This window comes from Novosphingobium mangrovi (assembly GCF_022818885.1).
GTDB classification, from domain to species: Bacteria; Pseudomonadota; Alphaproteobacteria; order Sphingomonadales; family Sphingomonadaceae; genus Novosphingobium; species Novosphingobium mangrovi.
The window spans coordinates 1-18,217 of record NZ_JALHAT010000043.1; the positions used below are offsets into that span (position 1 = coordinate 1).

General features: G+C 65.6%; 14 protein-coding genes. 6 read left to right on the forward strand and 8 right to left on the reverse strand.

What is annotated here, in order from left to right; all coding sequences use genetic code 11:
* Positions 1–474, forward strand: a 474-nt coding sequence (locus MTR65_RS17485) for a hypothetical protein (RefSeq protein ID WP_243802493.1), incomplete at its 5' end; no start/stop codon positions are given.
* A gap of 356 nt (positions 475–830) precedes the next feature.
* Positions 831–3,824 carry a TonB-dependent receptor domain-containing protein gene (locus MTR65_RS17490; RefSeq protein ID WP_243802495.1) on the forward strand — a complete coding sequence of 998 codons (2,994 nt, stop codon included), beginning with the start codon at positions 831–833 and terminating at the stop codon, positions 3,822–3,824.
* A gap of 210 nt (positions 3,825–4,034) precedes the next feature.
* Here MTR65_RS17490 and clpB read toward each other — a convergent pair whose 3' ends face one another.
* A complete protein-coding gene (clpB, locus tag MTR65_RS17495) occupies positions 4,035–6,614 on the reverse strand; it encodes an ATP-dependent chaperone ClpB (protein WP_243802497.1) in 2,580 nt (859 codons plus the stop codon).
* Positions 6,615–6,891: 277 nt separating this feature from the next.
* Positions 6,892–7,647, reverse strand: coding sequence for a DUF4197 family protein (locus tag MTR65_RS17500; RefSeq protein ID WP_243802499.1), 756 nt, complete (start codon positions 7,645–7,647; stop codon positions 6,892–6,894).
* A gap of 179 nt (positions 7,648–7,826) precedes the next feature.
* Here MTR65_RS17500 and MTR65_RS17505 point away from each other — a divergent pair, with 179 nt between their 5' ends.
* The 3 genes from MTR65_RS17505 to MTR65_RS17515 all read left to right on the forward strand — a co-directional run bounded on the left by MTR65_RS17505 (position 7,827) and on the right by MTR65_RS17515 (position 12,027).
* Entirely contained in the window at positions 7,827–10,715 is a 2,889-nt protein-coding gene (locus tag MTR65_RS17505; RefSeq protein WP_243802501.1) for a M16 family metallopeptidase, read from the forward strand.
* Between the two features lie 20 nt (positions 10,716–10,735).
* Positions 10,736–11,035: a hypothetical protein gene (locus MTR65_RS17510; RefSeq protein WP_243802503.1), complete on the forward strand. Its 300-nt coding sequence runs from the start codon at positions 10,736–10,738 to the stop codon at positions 11,033–11,035.
* Positions 11,036–11,508: 473 nt separating this feature from the next.
* On the forward strand, positions 11,509–12,027 hold the full coding sequence (locus tag MTR65_RS17515) for an STM3941 family protein (RefSeq protein ID WP_243802505.1): 519 nt from the start codon (positions 11,509–11,511) through the stop codon (positions 12,025–12,027).
* Positions 12,028–12,370: 343 nt separating this feature from the next.
* Here MTR65_RS17515 and gatB read toward each other — a convergent pair whose 3' ends face one another.
* From gatB to rpsU, 6 genes are all read right to left on the reverse strand, one after another.
* Positions 12,371–13,867 (reverse strand): Asp-tRNA(Asn)/Glu-tRNA(Gln) amidotransferase subunit GatB, encoded by a 1,497-nt coding sequence (gatB, locus tag MTR65_RS17520; RefSeq protein ID WP_243802507.1) that lies wholly within the window; start codon positions 13,865–13,867, stop codon positions 12,371–12,373.
* Between the two features lies 1 nt (position 13,868).
* Positions 13,869–15,353, reverse strand: coding sequence for an Asp-tRNA(Asn)/Glu-tRNA(Gln) amidotransferase subunit GatA (gene gatA, locus MTR65_RS17525; protein WP_243802509.1), 1,485 nt, complete (start codon positions 15,351–15,353; stop codon positions 13,869–13,871).
* A 106-nt stretch (positions 15,354–15,459) separates the two neighbouring features.
* A complete protein-coding gene (gene gatC, locus MTR65_RS17530) occupies positions 15,460–15,762 on the reverse strand; it encodes an Asp-tRNA(Asn)/Glu-tRNA(Gln) amidotransferase subunit GatC (RefSeq protein ID WP_039391407.1) in 303 nt (100 codons plus the stop codon).
* Between the two features lie 262 nt (positions 15,763–16,024).
* Positions 16,025–16,561 carry an FKBP-type peptidyl-prolyl cis-trans isomerase gene (locus tag MTR65_RS17535; RefSeq protein ID WP_243802511.1) on the reverse strand — a complete coding sequence of 179 codons (537 nt, stop codon included), beginning with the start codon at positions 16,559–16,561 and terminating at the stop codon, positions 16,025–16,027.
* A gap of 16 nt (positions 16,562–16,577) precedes the next feature.
* Positions 16,578–17,102 (reverse strand): FKBP-type peptidyl-prolyl cis-trans isomerase, encoded by a 525-nt coding sequence (locus tag MTR65_RS17540; protein WP_226633752.1) that lies wholly within the window; start codon positions 17,100–17,102, stop codon positions 16,578–16,580.
* A gap of 233 nt (positions 17,103–17,335) precedes the next feature.
* Complete coding sequence (gene rpsU / locus MTR65_RS17545; RefSeq protein ID WP_007011585.1) at positions 17,336–17,542, reverse strand: 30S ribosomal protein S21; 207 nt, start codon at positions 17,540–17,542, stop codon at positions 17,336–17,338.
* 269 nt (positions 17,543–17,811) lie between these two features.
* Between rpsU and crcB the strand changes: the two genes are divergently transcribed.
* Entirely contained in the window at positions 17,812–18,216 is a 405-nt protein-coding gene (crcB, locus tag MTR65_RS17550) for a fluoride efflux transporter CrcB (protein ID WP_243802513.1), read from the forward strand.
* Position 18,217: the final 1 nt, after the last annotated feature.

An 18,217-nucleotide genomic window follows, 5' to 3' on the forward strand; every position in this document is an offset into this window, starting at 1 on the left:
GGGCTTGCCCAGTGCCGCGCGCTCACCGACGATGCCGCCCGCCTCGCCTGCTTTGACAGGGAGAGCGCCGCGCTTCTGGCCGCGAGCGATACCGGCGCGGTCGCCATCGTCGACGAGGACGAGGCCCGCCAGGTGCGCCGTTCGCTCTATGGCTTTGCCGTGCCCGAGATCGCGATCTTCTCCAAGACCCGCAGCGCCAAGGCCGAAACGGCCGAGGCGGACAGCGTCGAGGAGGCGCGCGATGGTGACGAGGACACCCTCGTCTCGACGATCACCCGGGTCGAGGGCCTGCCGCGCGGCTACTACCGCGTGACCATTGCCGAGGCCGATGCGGTCTGGGAGACCACCACCAAGCGGCGCAGCGCATCCGCCCCCAAGGTGGGCGACAGTGTGGAATTCGAGAAGGCGGCCTTTGGCACCTACTGGATGCGGCTCAACGGCCACATGGGGGTCAAGGCGCACCGCGTGCGCTGAGGGGCAGCTGTTGGCGCGCGTGGCGGGAGGCTTGCCGTCTATGAACATTTCGCGCGCACGTAATAAAGCCCCGGTTAAAACGCGCAGCGATGCGTAAAGTTGCACTCTTTGTACACTTTGAAACACAAATTTGGCAGCAGAGCACTTGCCCACCACTCAAGTGTGGCAACTTTATTACACCACTTATGAAATGTCCTAAGTCAGTTGTCTTAGGTGTTGCCCCGGAGCGCCATCAGCGCAATCCGTCCCCCGACGCCGCGAGGGGGTAGCCCTCCTACCCCGTTGCGCTTGCCGAGCCAGCACCCCCCGGTGCCGGCGGGCGACCGCGGCGTATGTGTAAAACAAGGGGCAAACCATTGAAGACCAACATCATGCGCACCGCGCTCATCGGGGCTACGTGTCTCACGACCGTCGCGCTGAGCGCCACCCCCGTCCTCGCGCAGGATAGCGCTCCTGTCGCCACCGAAGAGAGCCCGGACAACGCGATCATCGTGACCGGCTCGCGCATCGCGCGCACCAACGCGGACACCTACGAGCCCTCGATCATCCTCGACAGCGAGCTCCTCCAGAAGCGCGGCCTTACCAACATTGCCGACGCGCTGAGCATGGTTCCCGCCTTCGGCACCCCCGGCGCCAGCGCCACGGGCAGCCAGGGTGGCAGCTTCGGTTCGGGCCAGAGCTTCATCAACTTCTTCGGCCTGGGTTCGCAGCGCACGCTGACCCTCGTCAACAGCCGCCGCTTCGTCAGCTCGAACACCGCCTCGATCTTCGGCCCCTCGGCCGCCGGTTCGCAGGTTGACCTCAACACCCTGCCCACCCTCGCGCTCGACCGCATCGAGACCATCGCCGTGGGCGGCGCGCCGATCTACGGCGCCGACGCGATCGCGGGCACCGTCAACATCCTTCTCAAGAAGGAATACGAGGGCATCGAGCTCAACGCGCAGACCGGGCTTTCCAAGCGCGGCGACGGTGCGAACCACCGCCTCGGCGCGCTGGCGGGCACCAGCTTTGGCGGTGGGCGCGGCCACATCGTGGGCTCCTTCGAGTACAACCGCACCGAGGGCATGACCTACGAAGCGCGCAAGCGCACCGCTGCAGGCCTGTTCTACACCTCGCCGATCGAGGATTCGCCCTACAGCCAGGTCATCATCCAGGATCGCCGCATCCCGGCGCTGAGCCCCTACGGCCTGCCCTCCACCATCGACATCATCCCGGGGGATCTCGGCCCGCTCGGCGCGCCGGGCCTCAACTACGGCATCCTCGATGACCAGGGCAACACGCTGGGCTTCGACCGCAACGGCAACCTCACCCCGATCGACTTCGGCACCGTGCACGGCGCCACAGCCTCGGCAGGCGGCAACGGCATGAGCCTGGTCCCGCTCTCGAACCTGCTGTCGCCGGTCGAGCGGTACCTGGGCTACGCCCACGCCGACTACGAGCTGACCGACGGCATCAAGGCGACGGTCGACTTCAACTATGCCCGCTCGAAGGGCACCGAACTGCGCACCCAGCCGGTCTACAACACCTGGCTGTTCGGCGACGCGGGCGATCCCGACGGCAACCTCATCATCCCGCTGTCGAACCCGTTCCTCAGCGATGCCGCGCGCCAGACCATCGCCGCGCAGCTGCCCGAGGGCCAGGACGTGTTCTACTTGGGCCGTGCCAACACCGACCTCGTCTCGGGCCGTGGCAGCTCGACGGTGGAACTCTACCGCATCACCGGCGGTCTTGAGGGTGACTTCAACGTCGCGGGCCGCGACATCTCCTGGGAAGTGATCGGCAACTACGGCCGTTCGAAGACCAAGGGTTCGAGCCGCGAACTGGTCCAGCAGAACTTCGAGAACGCGCTGGCCGGCTGCCAGGACGGCTACACCAATTCGCCGATCCAGACCGGCTCGGCCACCTGCGTGCCGTTCAACCCGTTCGGCAACCAGAACGGTCCGGAAGTGGGTGAGTACATCACCACGACCGCGCACCCCACCGCCCTCAACGAGCAGTGGATGGTCACCGCCGACATCACCGGCACGCTGTTCGACCTGCCCGCAGGCGGCGTCGGCTTCGCGCTGGGCTATGAACACCGCAACGAGAAGTCCTCGTTCGATCCGGGCGCCTTCTTCTACGGTGCGGTCGACCCCAACGATCCCGACGGTGCGCGCACACAGTACGGCCGTTCGATCCCGATCGATCCGGTCCGCGGCAGCTACCACACCAACGAGGTCTTCGGCGAACTCCAGGTTCCGCTCATCTCGCCCGACATGAACGTCCCGTTCCTGTACTCGGCCGAGCTGCACGGCGCCGGGCGCTACGTCGACAACTCGCTGGCGGGCGGTGACCTCACCTGGACCGCAGGCGGTAAGGTCAGCTTCCTCAAGGACTTCGGCATTCGCGGCAACTTCACGCGCTCGATCCGCGCGCCCGCGATCACCGAGCTCTACAACCCGACGAGCCAGATCTTCACCACCGCCGACGATCCGTGCGATGCACGCTTCATCACCGCAGGCCCCAACCCGGCCAACCGTGCAGCGAACTGTGCAGCCGACGGTCTTCCCGCCGACTTCACCTCGAACATCGTCGACTTCACCTCGCGCGGTTCGCTTTCGGGCAACACCAGCCTGGAAAACGAAGTTGCCGACAGCTGGACCATCGGTGGTATCTTCACCCCGACGTTCCTCCCCGGCTTCTCGCTCGCGGTGGACTGGGTCAGCGTGAACCTGAAGAACGCGATCGTCAGCGTCGATGCCGACGGCACGCTGGAAGCCTGCTACGATGCAACCAGCTTCCCGAGCGCGGCCTGCGACCAGATCGACCGCGACGCGGACGGCCAGGTGGAATTCATCCGCACCGGCTACCTGAACGCGGCCTCGTACAAGTACAAGGGTCTGATCGGCGAACTGCACTACTTCACCGACACCCCCTTCCTGGGCGCCAACAGCGCGATCCAGCTGGGCGCCTCGTACCAGTACATCGACACGCTCGAGACGCGTATCGGCACGGGTGACATCCAGACCGACCGTGGCAGCATCGGCTACTCGAAGCACCAGTTCACGGTGAACGCGAGCTACATGAACGGGCCCTTCACGGCCTACACGCAGGTGCAGTACATCGGGAAGGCCGAGCGCGATCCCGACGCCTCGGCGAACACCTACCAGTACCCGACCCGTCCGGCAGTAGCCTTCGTCAACAGCTCGATCAGCTACGACATCAACGATGACTACACCGTGCGCCTGATGGTCGACAACGTGTTCGACACCAACGCGCCCTACCCGGCGCCCGCTGGTGGCGGCCTCGACACCTACTGGAGCGGCTTCATGGGCCGTTACTACAAGGTCGGCGTGACCGCGCGCTTCTGATAGCCGCGCCGCACGGCACACCAAAAAGGGCCCCGGGAGCGATCCCGGGGCCCTTTCTTTTGGGTCAGAAGAGAAGAAGGGTGATCCGAGGGCCATTGCCCTCGGGCTCCCAAAACGGGCTACCTCAAGGCTCTCACGCCACGGTGCTTGAGAAAGATGAGGTCGACCGTTTGGGGGTCCAAGGGGCGATGGCCCCTTGAATCCTCCCTTTTACTCCACGGTAATCGTCAGTGCCCCGTCGCCATCGCCAATCGCCAGCTGGGAACCGTCGGGGATATCGCCCGCCAGCAGCTTCTCGGCGAGCGGGTCCTGCAGGTACTTCTGCACCGCGCGCTTCAAAGGCCGTGCGCCGTAGACCGGATCGTAGCCCACCCGGCCCAGCCACGCCTTGGCCGCGTCCGAAAGGTCGAGCACGATCTTGCGGTCCTTGAGCAGCTTCTGCACGCGCGCCACCTGGATATCGACGATGGGCCCCATGTGGTCCTGACCAAGACGGTGGAACATGATGACCTCGTCCAGGCGGTTGAGGAACTCAGGGCGAAAATGCCCGCGCACGACTTCCATCACCTGCGGCTCGACGCTCTCGACGTCCTTGCCGTCCTCGATTTGCGTCAGGAACTGGCTGCCCAGGTTCGAGGTCAGGATGATGAGCGTATTGGTGAAGTCCACCTGGCGCCCCTGCCCATCGGTCAGGCGCCCGTCGTCGAGCACTTGGAGCAGGACGTTGAAGACATCCGGGTGGGCCTTTTCCACCTCGTCGAAAAGCACGACCTGATAGGGACGGCGCCGCACCGCTTCGGTCAGGACGCCGCCTTCCTCGTAGCCGACATAGCCCGGAGGCGCACCGATCAGGCGGGCGACCGCGTGCTTTTCCATGAACTCGGACATGTCGATGCGCACCATCGCGCTGTCATCGTCGAACAGGAATTCGGCGAGCGCCTTGGTGAGCTCGGTCTTGCCCACGCCCGTGGGGCCCAGGAACAGGAACGAGCCGAGCGGACGGTTGGGGTCCTGCAGCCCTGCGCGCGCACGGCGCACCGCCTTGGAGACGGCCTGGACGGCCTGGACCTGCCCGATCACGCGCTTGCCCAGCACCTCCTCCATCTTGAGGAGCTTCTCGCGCTCGCCCTCCAGCATCTTGTCGACCGGAACGCCGGTCCACTTGGAGACGACACCCGCGATGTCGTCCTCGGTCACTTCCTCGCGCAGGAGCGCGTTGGCCGACTGGGCCTGCGCCTCGGCGAGCTGGCGTTCCAGCGAGGGGATGGTGCCGTAGGACAGCTCGCCTGCGCGGCCAAGGTCACCCGAACGCTGCGCCTGATCAAGTTCGATCCGGGCCTTGTCGAGGCTCTCCTTGATCTTGCCTTCCGCCGCGATCTTGTCGCGCTCGTTCTGCCAGCGGGTGGTCAGCTCGCTCGACTGCTGTTCGAGGTTCGCCAGCTCCTCGCGCAAGGTGACGAGACGGTCGGCCGACGCGCTGTCGTTCTCCTTGGCGAGCGCCTGCTCCTCGATCTTGAGCTGGATGATGCGGCGGTCGAGCTTCTCGATCTCCTCGGGCTTGCTCTCCACTTCCATGCGGATACGGCTCGCGGCCTCATCCATGAGGTCGATCGCCTTGTCGGGCAGGAAGCGGTTGGTGATGTAGCGGTTGGACAGGGTCGCGGCCGCCACCAGCGCGCCGTCGGTGATGCGCACGCCGTGGTGCAGCTCGTACTTCTCCTTGATGCCGCGCAGGATCGAGACGGTGTCCTCGACCGTGGGCTCACCGATGAAGACGGGCTGGAAACGGCGCTGGAGGGCCGCGTCCTTCTCGACGTACTTCTGGTATTCGTCGAGCGTGGTCGCGCCGATGCAGTGCAGTTCGCCGCGTGCGAGCGCGGGCTTCAAGAGGTTGCCCGCATCCATCGAACCTTCCGATGCGCCCGCCCCGATCAGCGTGTGCATCTCGTCGATGAACAGGATGATCTGGCCTTCGGCGCCCTTCACTTCGTCGAGCACGGCCTTCAGGCGCTCCTCGAACTCGCCCCGGTACTTCGCGCCTGCAATCAGCGCGCCCATGTCGAGCGCCATCAGCGTGCGGTCCTTGAGACTGTCGGGCACGTCGCCGTTGGCGATGCGCAGCGCAAGACCTTCCGCGATGGCGGTCTTGCCGACGCCCGGATCGCCGATGAGAACGGGGTTGTTCTTGGTGCGGCGCGCCAGGATCTGGACGGTGCGGCGGATCTCCTCGTCACGCCCGATGACCGGGTCGAGCTTGCCCTCGCGAGCCGCCTCGGTGAGGTCGCGCGCGTACTTCTTCATCGCATCGTAGGCGTTTTCGGCCGAGGCGTTGTCCGCCGTGCGTCCGCCGCGCAGTTCGGTGATCGCCCCCTCCAGCGCCTTGGCGTTGAGGTTGGCCGAGGCCAGCGCCTTGCCCGCCTCGGTGGTGGCGGCCAGCACCAGCGCGAGCAGGATGCGCTCCACCGTCACGTAGCTGTCGCCCGACTTGGTCGCGAGCTGCTCGGCCTGGTCGAGCAGGCGCACCGCGTCATTGTCCAGACCCGGGGTCGCCTGCGCGCCCGAGCCCGACACGGCGGGCATCTTGGCCAGCGCCTTGTCGATGGCGCTTTCCGCGATCTTGGGATTGCCACCGGCGCGCTGGATCAGCCCCGCGGCCATACCCTCGCCATCTTCGAGCAGGGCCTTGGCGATGTGCTCAGGGCTGATGCGCTGATGGTTGTTGCGGATGGCCACGGTCTGCGCGGCCTGAAGGAAGCCCTTCGCGCGGTCGGTGAACTTTTCGAGATTCATGGTCTGTTTTGCCTCCTGACACCCCGGATATGGTGTTGCAATTTTGCAACACAAGAGGTGCCCCACCAAAATTTTCCATGGCTTTATCTGGGCGCTTTTCCGGCCAATTCAATTGCCCGCGATCAAATCAGCCATAAGGGGGAAGAATAGATCCGAGGGCCATCGCCCTCGGGCTCCCAAAACTGTCAAGCTCAAGGCTCTCGCGCCACGGTGCCTGAGAAAGGTGCGCTAGACAGTTCGGGGGTCAAGGGGCGATGGCCCCTTGAAAATAGACCTTCTACTGCCTCAGCACCCCGCGCAGCAGTCCGCCCAGCGGCTTCAGGGGATCGGCCCGCAGGTTCGCCTCCTCGCGGCCGATGTAGGCGAAGATCCCGTCGAGCGCCTTTTCGGTCACCGAACCGCCCAGCGCGTCGCGGGTGAGCCCGGCGCTCTTCACCAGCCGCGACGAGGTCGTCAGCCGGTCGAGCTGGCGGTAGGCGCCGACCTCGTCCAGCCCCTCGTCGACGAGCGGGCGCAGCGCGCCGTGCAGTTCCTCGCCCGCGCTCGTGCGCAAGTACCGCGTCGCCCCGTCCGAACGCGAGGCGATGCCCGGCACGTCGGTCACGTCGAGGTCGCGGATCGCGGTGCGGAAGACCGGCTTCGCCGCCCCTGCCGCGACGCCCGCCGCATCGTTCACCGCGCGCACCAGCCCGCCGGTCAAATCGAGCGGGCTGCCCGCGCCCAGGATCGCGCCGAGCCCCTGTCCGAAGCCGCCCGTCCCGCCGGAATTGCCGCCCAAGAGGCCGCCGATCAGCGGCAGGTCGATGCGCACATCCGGGTCGTCGTAGAACGCACCGGGCCGGGCCAGCTTGTCGAGCGAACTGTCGCTCGCCTGGACCAGCAACCCCGTCAGCGTACCACCAAGCCCCTGCGCGCTTGCCTGAAAAGCCAATCCTGCGCCCAATCCGGCTCCCAGGCCCGCAAGCCCCAGACCCGCGCCCCTGCGCAGCAGCCCTCGGCGGTTCCACATCGGCGCCTTCGCGTCCCAGTCCATATCCACTCCTCTCCGGCCGCGGGGCCGTACCTATTCCCGTGCGCCAACGATTGCAGACCCGCCCCCGCCCGGCAAGCGCGTCCTTGCCCGCGCACGCGTGCAAAAGAGGAGGAATTTGCTCTCTTTTTCCGCACGGTATTTCGATTGCGCGGCGCAGCAACTTTGCTAGCTTCGAGACCATGCGTATCGGAACCCGTGCGAGCCTTGGAGCTCTTGCCGCCGCCCTTCTCGTCACCAGCCTCGCGCCGCTGCCGCTTGCGGCCCGCGACCGGACCGAAACGTCCGCGCCTGCCGCTACGCCGGGCGCCGCCACCCCCGAAGAACTCGTCGCCAAGGTCGACATCCCCTACGAGAGCTTCCAGCTGGAAAACGGGCTGACCACCATCGTTCACACCGACCGCAAGGCCCCGATCGTCGGCGTCACGGCCTACTACAAGGTCGGTTCCAAGAACGAGCCGCGCGGGCGCACCGGCTTTGCCCACCTCTACGAGCATCTCTTCTTCGGCGGCTCGGCGAACGTGCCCAACTTCGACATTCCGCTCGAGGCGGCGGGCTCCACACCGACCAACGGCTCGACCTGGTACGACCGCACCAACTACGTCGAGACCGTGCCGACCGGCGCGCTCGACCTTGCGCTCTTCATGGAGAGCGACCGCATGGGCTACCTGCTCCCGGCGGTCAGCCAGGAGAAGCTCGACCAGCAGCGCGGCGTCGTCCAGAACGAGAAGCGGCAAGGCGACAACCAGCCCTATGGACTTGAAGACTACGTGATCTCCGAAGGCCTGCTCCCCGTCGGCCATCCCTACCGCCACAGCACCATCGGCTCGATGGCGGACCTCGACGCGGCCTCGCTCACCGACGTGCGCGCCTGGTTCACCGACCATTACGGCCCCAACAATGTCGTCCTCGTTCTTTCGGGCGACATCGACGCGAAGACCGCGAAGCCCATGGTCCAGAAGTGGTTCGGCGCGATCCCGCGCGGCCCCGCGATCCACCCGGTAACAGCGGGCCCGGTGACGCTGGAGAAGAGCGCCTCGCGCGACATCACCGACCAGGTCCCGGTCCTGCGCCTCACCCGAACCTGGACGGGCCCCGGCCTCAACGATCCCGACGCGCCCGCGCTTGAGGTCGGCATGCACATCCTGGGTGGTCTCGCCTCCTCGCGCCTCGACAACGCCCTGGTACGCGGACAGGAACTGGCGGTCGGCGTCACCGCATCCGCCCAGACCTACGAAGCGATGAGCCAGCTTTCGATGGCCATGATGGTGAAGCCCGGCGTCGAGCGCGCCAAGGCCGAAGCCGCCTTCGATGCGGTCCTTGCCACGTACCTGAAGGAAGGCCCAAGCGAGGACGAGTTGAAGCGCGCGGTCGTCTCTACCCTTTCCGACGAGATCGGCGCGCTCGAACGCGTCGGCGGCTTTGCCGGCAAGGGCGCGACGCTGGCCGAGGGCATGGTCTATTCGGGCGATCCCGCCTTCTACAAGACACGCCTTGAGGCCATGGCCGCGCTCACGCCCGAGAAGGTGCGCGCCGTCCTTGCCAAGTGGCTCTCGCGCCCGGTCTACAAGCTCGCCACCGTTCCCGGCGAGCGCACACTCGATGGCGGCGCGCTGGGCGGTTGGGGCGATGAGGACACCACCCCGGCCCCCGCTCCCGACAACAAGGCCCCCGCCCCCGAACTGGCCCCGGCGCCCGAACGCACAGCGCCCCCGCTCGGCACCATCGGCGATCTCGCCTTCCCCACGCTCGAACACGCCACCCTTTCGAACGGCGTGCCCGTCACCCTCGCGCGCCGCACCGCGGTGCCCAAGCTGCAGCTGACCATCGAATTCGACGCAGGCACCTCGGCCGACGCGCTCGACACGCCCGGCACCCAGGCGCTCATGCTCGACATGCTCGATGAGAGCGCGAACGGCCTCGATGCGACCCAGCTCGCCGAAGCGCAGGAGCGCATCGGCGCCAGCATCGAGACCGGGGCAAGCACCGATGCCAGCGTGCTCAACCTCGTCGCGCTGAGCGACAACCTCGCCCCCTCGCTCGATCTCGCCGCGGGGATCCTGCTCCACCCGACCTTTGCTCCCGAGGACGTCGCGCGCCTCAAGGCAACCCGCCAGGCGCAGCTTTCGCAGGCGCTCAGCTCACCCAATTCGCTGGCCCAGCGCACGCTGGGCGCCGCGCTCTACGGCACCCACCCCTACGCCCAGCCCAGCGATGGCCTGGGGGACGCCGCCTCGCTCGCCGCGCTGAGCGCACAGGACCTGAAAGCCGCGCACGCCAAGTGGCTGCGCCCGGATCTGGCCCGCATCACGGTGGTGGGCGATGTGACGATGGCCGAATTGAAGCCCCTCCTCGAACGCGCCTTTGCAGGCTGGACGGCGCCCGCGACCCCGGCGCCCGTCAAGCACCTCGATGCGGCCACCCCGCAGGCGCGCGCGCGCATCCTGCTGGTCGACCGACCCAATTCGCCCCAGTCGGTGATCATGGCGGGCCGCGTCCTGCCCATGGATGGGACCGCGAAGAACGGCGAGGCGCTCGACCTTGCCAACGACGTCCTTGGCGGCGGCTTCCTCTCGCGCCTCAACGCCGACATCCGCGAGGACAAGGGCTGGAGCTACGGCGTCAACTCGGGCGTCACGAAGAACGAAGGCCCCCGTACATTCCTGGTGCGCGCGCCCGTCCAGGCCGACCGCACCGGTGATGCCATCGCCGCGATCCGCACCGACATAGCCGCGCTTCCGGGCGAAAAGCCGGTCACCGCAGAGGAGCTTCAGCGCGTTACCGAAGGCGCGATCCGGGGCCTTCCCAACCAGTTCGAGACCAACGCGTCAGTGGATGGCGCGATCCGCCTGAACCAGCGCCTCGGCCGGCCCGAGGACTACTACGCCACGCTCGCGCAGACCTACCGCCGCATCGATGCCGAAGACATCGGAGAAGCCGCACAGGCCTACCTGCAACCTGGCGAGCTGACCTTCGTTGTCGTTGGCGACCGCGCCGTGGTCGAGCCGCAACTCGAAAGCCTCGGCCTGCCGGTCGAGGTCATGCCCGCCCCCACCACGGACAGCGAATAAGCGATCAGGGAGAGAACACAATGTCGGTAGCCGGACGCTACGAATGCACCACGAAGACGCCGATGGGCACGCAGAAGGGCGTGCTCACCATCGTGCCCGAAGGCGACACCTTCACCGGCACGATCGCAGGCGACCTTGGCGCCATGGACCTTGAGAACGGCACGATTGCCGGCAACACCATCGCCTGGAAGATGACGATGACCTCGCCCATGAAGATCGACCTCGACTGCAAGGCCTCCATCGAAGGCGATGACCTCACCGGCACGATCAAGGCCGGCTTCTTCGGCACGATGGAGCTGAAGGGCACCCGGATCGGCTAAGCCGCCCCCCACCCCCCGAGGCCCAGATGACGCGCGTGCCTGGTGCGATGGGCCAATGAGGGCAGACACCTAACAAGGACAAACTCGAAGAAATTGATTCCGAGGGCCATCGCCCTCGGGCTCCCCGAACTCGTCGAAGGCAGCTCTGCCCGCCCCTGTTAATTTAAGATCGCAGGCGTCGAATGGGCCGAGTAACGGAAGGTCCAATTGCGGACTGATAAAGTAGATTGGCGCCGCATGAGTGAGCATCCAACTCTTCGTCATTCCCGCGAAGGCGGGAATCCAGTCAGCGCACCGCTTCAAGCCCCAGATCCGTGGCCAGATCGCGTCTCCCGGATTACCTTCCTCGATCAGTCGCAGCTTCCAGCCCCGGTTTCATAACGAGTGCTGAAGCCGTCGAAATATTTGGCCCGAGGCCAGCCCAGCAGCATTGCCCCATTGCGTACATTCGCGGTAGCTTTACATGAAGTTGAATGGATGATTTCGTCGCACATACCTCGCGCTGGCGGGCCGCACTTATTGTCGCCACTTCGCTCGGCTTTGTTGCAATCGGAATATGGATGGCAGGATTGGTAGGACCGGTCCCGGTTACACGCAGAGCTGGCCTGTTGATGACCGAGATTTGGGGGTGGTTCTGTATTCTTTTCTTCGGAATGTGTGCGATTGGTGGCGCAAAGCTTTGGTGGACGAATGCTGAGCGCCTTCACATCAGTCGGTCAGGTATCCGGTGGGCAGGGTGGTCCAATCAGACCATCCCATGGGAAGAGATTAGTGACGTGACGGAATGGCGGTACAAAGGCACCAAATCTATCATATTGCATCTGCGCGATCCGTCGCGCTTTCCGGTGGAGGGTCCTGCAGTCCTAAGAGGACTATCAGGGCGCGCAAACCGTGCGATCACTGGGGGTGATGTTTCCATCACATTGTTGGGAACTGATCGCAAGTTCGACGAGGCCATATTAGCCATCGCAACGTTTAGAGCTGACCGCTAACATCCGCTTTCCACCCCAGCCCGACTGCTGTCCGCTCGGATAACAAGCCTAACCGGACAGGCCGCTTTCTGGCGCGCCAGATCGGCCCTCTAGCGACCGATAAGGGCGCGCAGCCGAAGGAGGCCGCGTCCATATCGCAAGGGCGTGCCCTCTCCGATTTCGGGAGCGCGAGGGCGATGGCCCTCGCATGGGCTTTGCCTTACCTTTCTTCGCGGGTGTTGCGCGTAACGGCCCTATCCTGGCGCTGACGGCGACGTCGCGTGGAGCGCACATCCGACCTAGCCACGAAAAAGCCCCGACGGATTGCTCCACCGGGGCTTTTTTATGTGCCGGACGGGCGAGATCAGCCGAGCTTGGCTTTCAGGATCTCGTTGACGACCTGCGGGTTGCCCTTGCCCTTCATGGCCTTCATCGTCTGGCCGACGAAGAAGCCGAAGAGCGCGACCTTGCCGCCCTTGTACTGTTCGACCTTGTCGGCGTTGGCTTCAAGGACCTTGTCGATCTCGGCCTCGATGGCGCCGGTGTCGGACTCCTGCTTGAGCCCTTCGCGCTCGACGATGGCCTCGGCCTCGTCGCCGGTGTCGAGCATGATTTCGAGGACCTGCTTACCGGCCGAACCCGAGATCGTGCCCTTGGCGATGAGCGCCAGGAGATCGCCGCCCTTTTCAGGAGTTACGGGCGATTCCTCAAGGCTGGTGCCCAGCTTGTTGAGCGCGCCGAACAGTTCCGAGATCAGCCAGTTGGCGGCCTGCTTGGAGACTTCGGCGGGCGCCTTGCCCGAAGCCTTCGCGGTCTCGGCCAGCAGGCGCTCGAACCACTTTGCGGTGTCGACGTCGGCGGTCAGCACCTGTGCGTTGTAAGCCGAGAGGCCCAGCTCGTTCTCGTAGCGCGCCTTCTTGGCATCGGGCAGCTCGGGCAGCGAGTTGCGGCAATCTTCAAGGAAGTCGTCTTCCAGGATCAGCGGCAAAAGGTCGGGATCGGGGAAGTAGCGGTAATCGTGCGCGTCTTCCTTCGAACGCATCGAGCGGGTCGAGCCGGTGCCCGGATCGAACAGGCGCGTTTCCTGCACGATCTTGCCACCCGCTTCCAGCACGTCGACCTGACGCATCGCCTCGTGCTCGATCGCCTGCATGACGAAGCGCACCGAGTTCACGTTCTTGGTCTCGGTACGGGTGCCCAGTTCCTCGCCCGGCTTGCGCACCGAGACGTTGACGTCCGCGCGCATCGAGCCCTGGTCCATGTTGCCATCGCACGAGCCGACGTAGCGCAGGATCTGGCGCAGCTTCGAAACGTAGGCCCCGGCCTCGGCGGGCGAGGTCATGTCCGGGCGGCTGACAATTTCCATCAGCGCCACGCCCACGCGGTTGAGGTCGACGTAGGACATCGTCGGGTGCTGATCGTGCATCAGCTTGCCCGCGTCCTGCTCGACGTGGATGCGCTCGATCCCGATGACCTTGTCCTCGGGGATCCCGGCCTTCTCGTCGGCCTCGATGACAAGCTGCCCCTCACCCACGATCGGGTGGTAGAGCTGGCTGATCTGGTAGCCCTGCGGAAGGTCGGCGTAGAAGTAGTTCTTGCGGTCGAAGCGCGAGTACTTGTTGATCTGCGCGTTGATCGCCATGCCGGTGCGCACCGCCTGACGGATGCACTCCTTGTTGGGCACGGGCAGCATGCCGGGCATCGCCGCGTCGATCAGCGCGACCTGCGTGTTGGGCTCGGCGCCAAATTCGGTCGCCGCGCCCGAGAACAGCTTGGCCTGCGAGGAGACCTGCGCATGGACTTCAAGGCCGATCACGACCTCCCACTCGCCCGTTGCGCCCTGAATACGATAGGTGCTCATATTACCACCACTTCTCCGGCTTGGCCGTAAACTGTGCGCGCTGTTCGAGCGCGAGACCTGCGTTGAGGACGCCCTGTTCGTCGAACGCCTTGCCGATGATCTGGAGACCCAGCGGCAGACCGTCCTTCGAGAGCCCGGCGGGCACCGACATGGCCGGAAGGCCCGCCAGCGACGCGGGGACCGAGAACACGTCGTTGAGGTACATCGAGAGCGGATCGTCGACGTTCTCGCCCAGCGCGAAGGCCGGGGTCGGGGTCGTCGGCGCGAGGATCACGTCGCATTCCTCGAAGGCCTTCTGGAAGTCCTGCGAGATGAGCGTGCGCACCTTCTGGGCCTGCGTATAGTACGCATCGTAGAAGCCCGCCGAGAGCACGTAGGTGCCGATCAGGATGCGGCGCTTGACCTCGTCGCCGAAGCCGGCGGCGCGGGTGGCGGCGTACATGTCCTGAAGGTTCGCGCCCTCGGGAAGGTCGCGCAGGCCATAGCGCACGCCGTCATAGCGCGCGAGGTTCGAGGACGCCTCGGCCGGTGCGATGATGTAATAGGTCGGCAGCGCATACTTGGTGTGCGGCAGCGAGATGTCGATGACCTTCGCGCCCGCGTCCTTGAGCCAGGCGACGCCCTGGTCCCACAGCGCGACGATTTCGGCGTCCATGCCGTCCATGCGGTATTCGCGCGGAATGCCCACGGTCTTGCCCGAAAGGTCGGCCGAGAGGAGCTCCTCCCAGTTGGGCACGGGCAGATCGAGGCTGGTCGCGTCCTTGGGATCGAACCCGGCCATGGCTTCAAGCATGATCGCGCAGTCGCGCGTGTCCTTGGCCATCGGCCCCGCCTGGTCGAGCGAGCTGGCAAAGGCGACGACGCCCCAGCGCGAGCAGCGCCCGTAGGTCGGCTTGATTCCGGTGGTGCCGGTGAAGGCGGCGGGCTGGCGGATCGAGCCGCCGGTGTCGGTGCCGGTCGCCGCCGGAGCAAGACGTGCCGCCACAGCCGCCGAGGAACCGCCCGAGGAACCACCCGGTGCCAGCTGCGCGTTCGAACCTGCCTTGCGCCAGGGCGAGATCACGTTGCCGAAGTAGCTGGTCTCGTTCGAGGAGCCCATCGCGAACTGGTCAAGGTTGAGCTTGCCCAGCATCCCTGCGCCCGCGTTCCACAGGTTCTGGGACACGGTCGATTCGTACTGCGGCTTGAAGCCTTCGAGGATGTGGCTGGCGGCCGTCGTCTGCACGTCGAAAGTCGCAAAGAGGTCCTTCATGCCGATGGGCACGCCGCCCATCTTGCCAAGGTCCTCGCCCTTCGCGCGCTTGGCGTCGGTGGCCTGTGCGGCCTCGAGCGCCTTTTCGGGGGTGGCGACGATGAAGGCGTTCAGGGCCTCCTGCGCGGCTGCGACGTTGGCGTTGAACGCCTCGGCCACTTCCACGGCGGTGAAGTCACCGGCTTTCACGCCGTCGCGGATCTGCGCGACGCCAAGTTCTGTAAGATCGGTCATTGGTTCTCACCTGTCGCCCGGGCGCAGAGGCGCGCCGCAGGGCAGATAGCAAGCGGGCTTCCCGAAGGTGCGGGAAGGACGAAAGGGTGGGCGGATGCCCGCCAGGTCACTCGATGACCTTGGGCACGCCGAAGAAGCCGTGCTCGGCCACCGGCGCGTTGGCGAGGACTTCCGCGCGCTTGCCGCCGCCGGTCAGCGGATCGGCATCGACCACGTCCTCGCGCAGGCGCAGCGTGTTGGGGATCACCGCGGTCATCGGCTCGACATTCGAGGTGTCGACCTCGCCGAGTTGCTCGACCCAGTTGAGGATCCCGTTGAGCTCGGGCACCATCGCCTCGAGCTCACCCTCGGTCACCTTGATGCGGGCAAGGCTCGCGATCTTCGCAACGGTTGCGGTATCGACCGACATGACGTTCCTTTTCGAAGGTTGTTCTCTTCACGGCGGCGAACACGCGCCGCGCAGCAGGCCAAAGCCGCTAGCACCGGCGGGCCCGCGCTTCAAGCGCGAGAGGGACGGGCCTCGAACAGGGGAAAGAAGTCCAGGAAATGATTCCGAGGGCCATCGCCCTCGGGCTCCCCGCACCAGCGACCTCAAGGCTCTTACTTCACGGTAGCTGAGAACGGTGAGCTAGCCAGTTCGGGGGTCAAGGGGCGATGGCCCCTTGAATCCTTTACTTCTTCGGCTCTTCCTTGGCTTCCCCCTGCGCCGCCTCGATGCGCGCCCTGGCGGCGGCTTCCTGCTCGGCGCGGATTGCCGCCATCATCTCGCGGATCTCGTGCGGGGTCTTGTAGTCGATCAGCTCGACTTCGAAGACGAGCTTGGAATTGGGGGGGATCGGGCCGGACTGGCGCGCACCGTAGCCCAGTTCGGGCGGGATGGTCAGGCGGTAGCGCCCGCCGCGCTTCATCTGCATGAGCCCTTGCGCAAAGCCGGGGACGACGCCGTTGAGGTCCATGGGCACGCGCTCATTGGCATCGAAGACGGTGCCATCGCTCAGCATGCCCTTGTAGTTGACGAGCACGAAGGAGCCGGCGGGCGGCGGATCGCCCTCGCCCTCCTGCAGTGTCTCGACGACGACTTCGGGCTCGGCCTCCTCGGGGGGAACCGGGGTGGTCGCGGCCTCCTGGGCCCGCACCGCCGCGCCGCCGGCCGGAACGAACAAGACCGCCGCGGCCAGGGCGGCCACAGCGGTCGTGATGTTCTTCATCGCGGGAAGCTCCGACTTACTCGGAGGGAGCCTCGGGCGCGCCCGGAGCGCCGCCCTGCATCTGCTGCATCTGCATCATCTGCTGCATCATGCGCTGCTGCTGTTCGATCTCGGCCTTGCTGCGGAAGTCGAGCAGCTCGATCTCGAAGGTAAGGTCGGTGTTGGGTGCGATCTCGCCCTGGCCCTTTTCGCCGTAGGCGAGTTCGGAGGGGATATCGACGGTGTACTTGCCGCCCGCCTGCATCTTCTGCAGCGCGGTCGAGAAGCCGGGGATCACGCCGTCCAGTTCCATCGGGACCTGCTGAGCCTCGTCGAAGACCTTGCCGTCGGGAAGCGTGCCCTTGTAGTTGATGAGAACCATGTCCTCGGTCGTCGGCGAGGGGCCATGGCCTTCGGTCAGGGTCTTGACGTGGACCTGCGCGGGCATCGCGGCATAGGCAACGCCAGCACCGGCCAGCGCGAGAGCAAGCGCGCCCACCCAGATCTTCGACAGGGAGCCCTTCTTGACGGGCTGGAGCGGGACGCGGGTGATCTCAGTCATCGTATCGTGTGGCCTCGTGACGAATGTGTGCCGCAGACTCGGCACGTGTGCGCAGATAGCGCCCCCAAGCCTCTGCGCAAAGCCACCTTTTTCAGGGGTTGCCAGATGCACCAAGGGCGCGAACCGGTTACGGTCGCGCCCTCATGGCTCAAGCGGCCCCGGCATTCAAGTCCAAGGCCAATATCGAGGTGCCCGAACGCGCACCAACAGGTGCACGTTCGGCAAACGCCGTCTTACTTGACGCCGTCACGCTCCATGCGCTTGCGCTCGAGCTTGCGAGCACGACGCACAGCAGCGGCCTTTTCGCGGGCGCGCTTTTCCGAGGGCTTCTCGTAGTGGCGACGCAGCTTCATTTCGCGATAGACGCCTTCGCGCTGCAGCTTCTTCTTGAGCGCACGAAGAGCCTGGTCAACATTGTTGTCGCGAACCATAATCTGCATAAAACTACCACACCTCAAAAATACGAACGAAGCCCGCCCCGCACCTCCTATATGGCGAGACGAACCGCGAATCAGAATGAACCAAAAAGCGCCAAATCCCGTGAAAGGTCCGGCTGGGTTGGTCGCGCCAATATCAAAGTGACACACCAAAGACAACCGCAAAGACTCCCCAAAAGCCCCAAAACCGCCAAGAACCGGGCTTTCGCCACCCCGCAGGCGGCGCAAGCAGCGATTGGAAATTGCGCGAATCGCGGGTAAGGCGGGCCTCTATGCCCCAACCATCCTTCCTTGCCGCCTCGCTTTTCGTGGCGCTGGGCGGCGGAACCGGCGCCTGGCTGCGGTTTCTCGTCGGCCGCGCCTGGACCGCCGCGCTCGGCCCCGCGCGCGCGGGAGTCTTCCCTTACGGCACGCTCACCGTGAATGTGCTGGGCTCGCTCTTCATGGGACTCCTCATCGGCGCACTTGCACGCTATGGGAGCCACGGCGAAGGCACCCGGCTGTTCATCGCAGTCGGCCTGCTCGGGGGGTTCACCACCTTCTCCTCGTTCAGCCTCGACTTCATCACCATTCTCGAGCGCGGGCAACCTGGCCTTGCCGCGCTCTATGTCGGCGCCTCGCTGCTTGCAGGGTTCGCCGGATTGTTTCTGGGCCTCCTTATCATGCGGAGCATCTAAT

What these genes read in the sequence shown, in the direction of transcription:
- clpB (WP_243802497.1), bottom strand. Translation starts at nt 6,614, where the DNA reads ATGAATCTCGAAAAGTTCACCGACCGCGCGAAGGGCTTCCTTCAGGCC.
- MTR65_RS17500 (WP_243802499.1), bottom strand. Translation starts at nt 7,647, where the DNA reads ATGGACTGGGACGCGAAGGCGCCGATGTGGAACCGCCGAGGGCTGCTG.
- MTR65_RS17505 (WP_243802501.1), top strand. Translation starts at nt 7,827, where the DNA reads ATGCGTATCGGAACCCGTGCGAGCCTTGGAGCTCTTGCCGCCGCCCTT.
- MTR65_RS17510 (WP_243802503.1), top strand. Translation starts at nt 10,736, where the DNA reads ATGTCGGTAGCCGGACGCTACGAATGCACCACGAAGACGCCGATGGGC.
- MTR65_RS17515 (WP_243802505.1), top strand. Translation starts at nt 11,509, where the DNA reads ATGGATGATTTCGTCGCACATACCTCGCGCTGGCGGGCCGCACTTATT.
- gatB (WP_243802507.1), bottom strand. Translation starts at nt 13,867, where the DNA reads ATGAGCACCTATCGTATTCAGGGCGCAACGGGCGAGTGGGAGGTCGTG.
- gatA (WP_243802509.1), bottom strand. Translation starts at nt 15,353, where the DNA reads ATGACCGATCTTACAGAACTTGGCGTCGCGCAGATCCGCGACGGCGTG.
- gatC (WP_039391407.1), bottom strand. Translation starts at nt 15,762, where the DNA reads ATGTCGGTCGATACCGCAACCGTTGCGAAGATCGCGAGCCTTGCCCGC.
- MTR65_RS17535 (WP_243802511.1), bottom strand. Translation starts at nt 16,561, where the DNA reads ATGAAGAACATCACGACCGCTGTGGCCGCCCTGGCCGCGGCGGTCTTG.
- MTR65_RS17540 (WP_226633752.1), bottom strand. Translation starts at nt 17,102, where the DNA reads ATGACTGAGATCACCCGCGTCCCGCTCCAGCCCGTCAAGAAGGGCTCC.
- rpsU (WP_007011585.1), bottom strand. Translation starts at nt 17,542, where the DNA reads ATGCAGATTATGGTTCGCGACAACAATGTTGACCAGGCTCTTCGTGCG.
- crcB (WP_243802513.1), top strand. Translation starts at nt 17,812, where the DNA reads ATGCCCCAACCATCCTTCCTTGCCGCCTCGCTTTTCGTGGCGCTGGGC.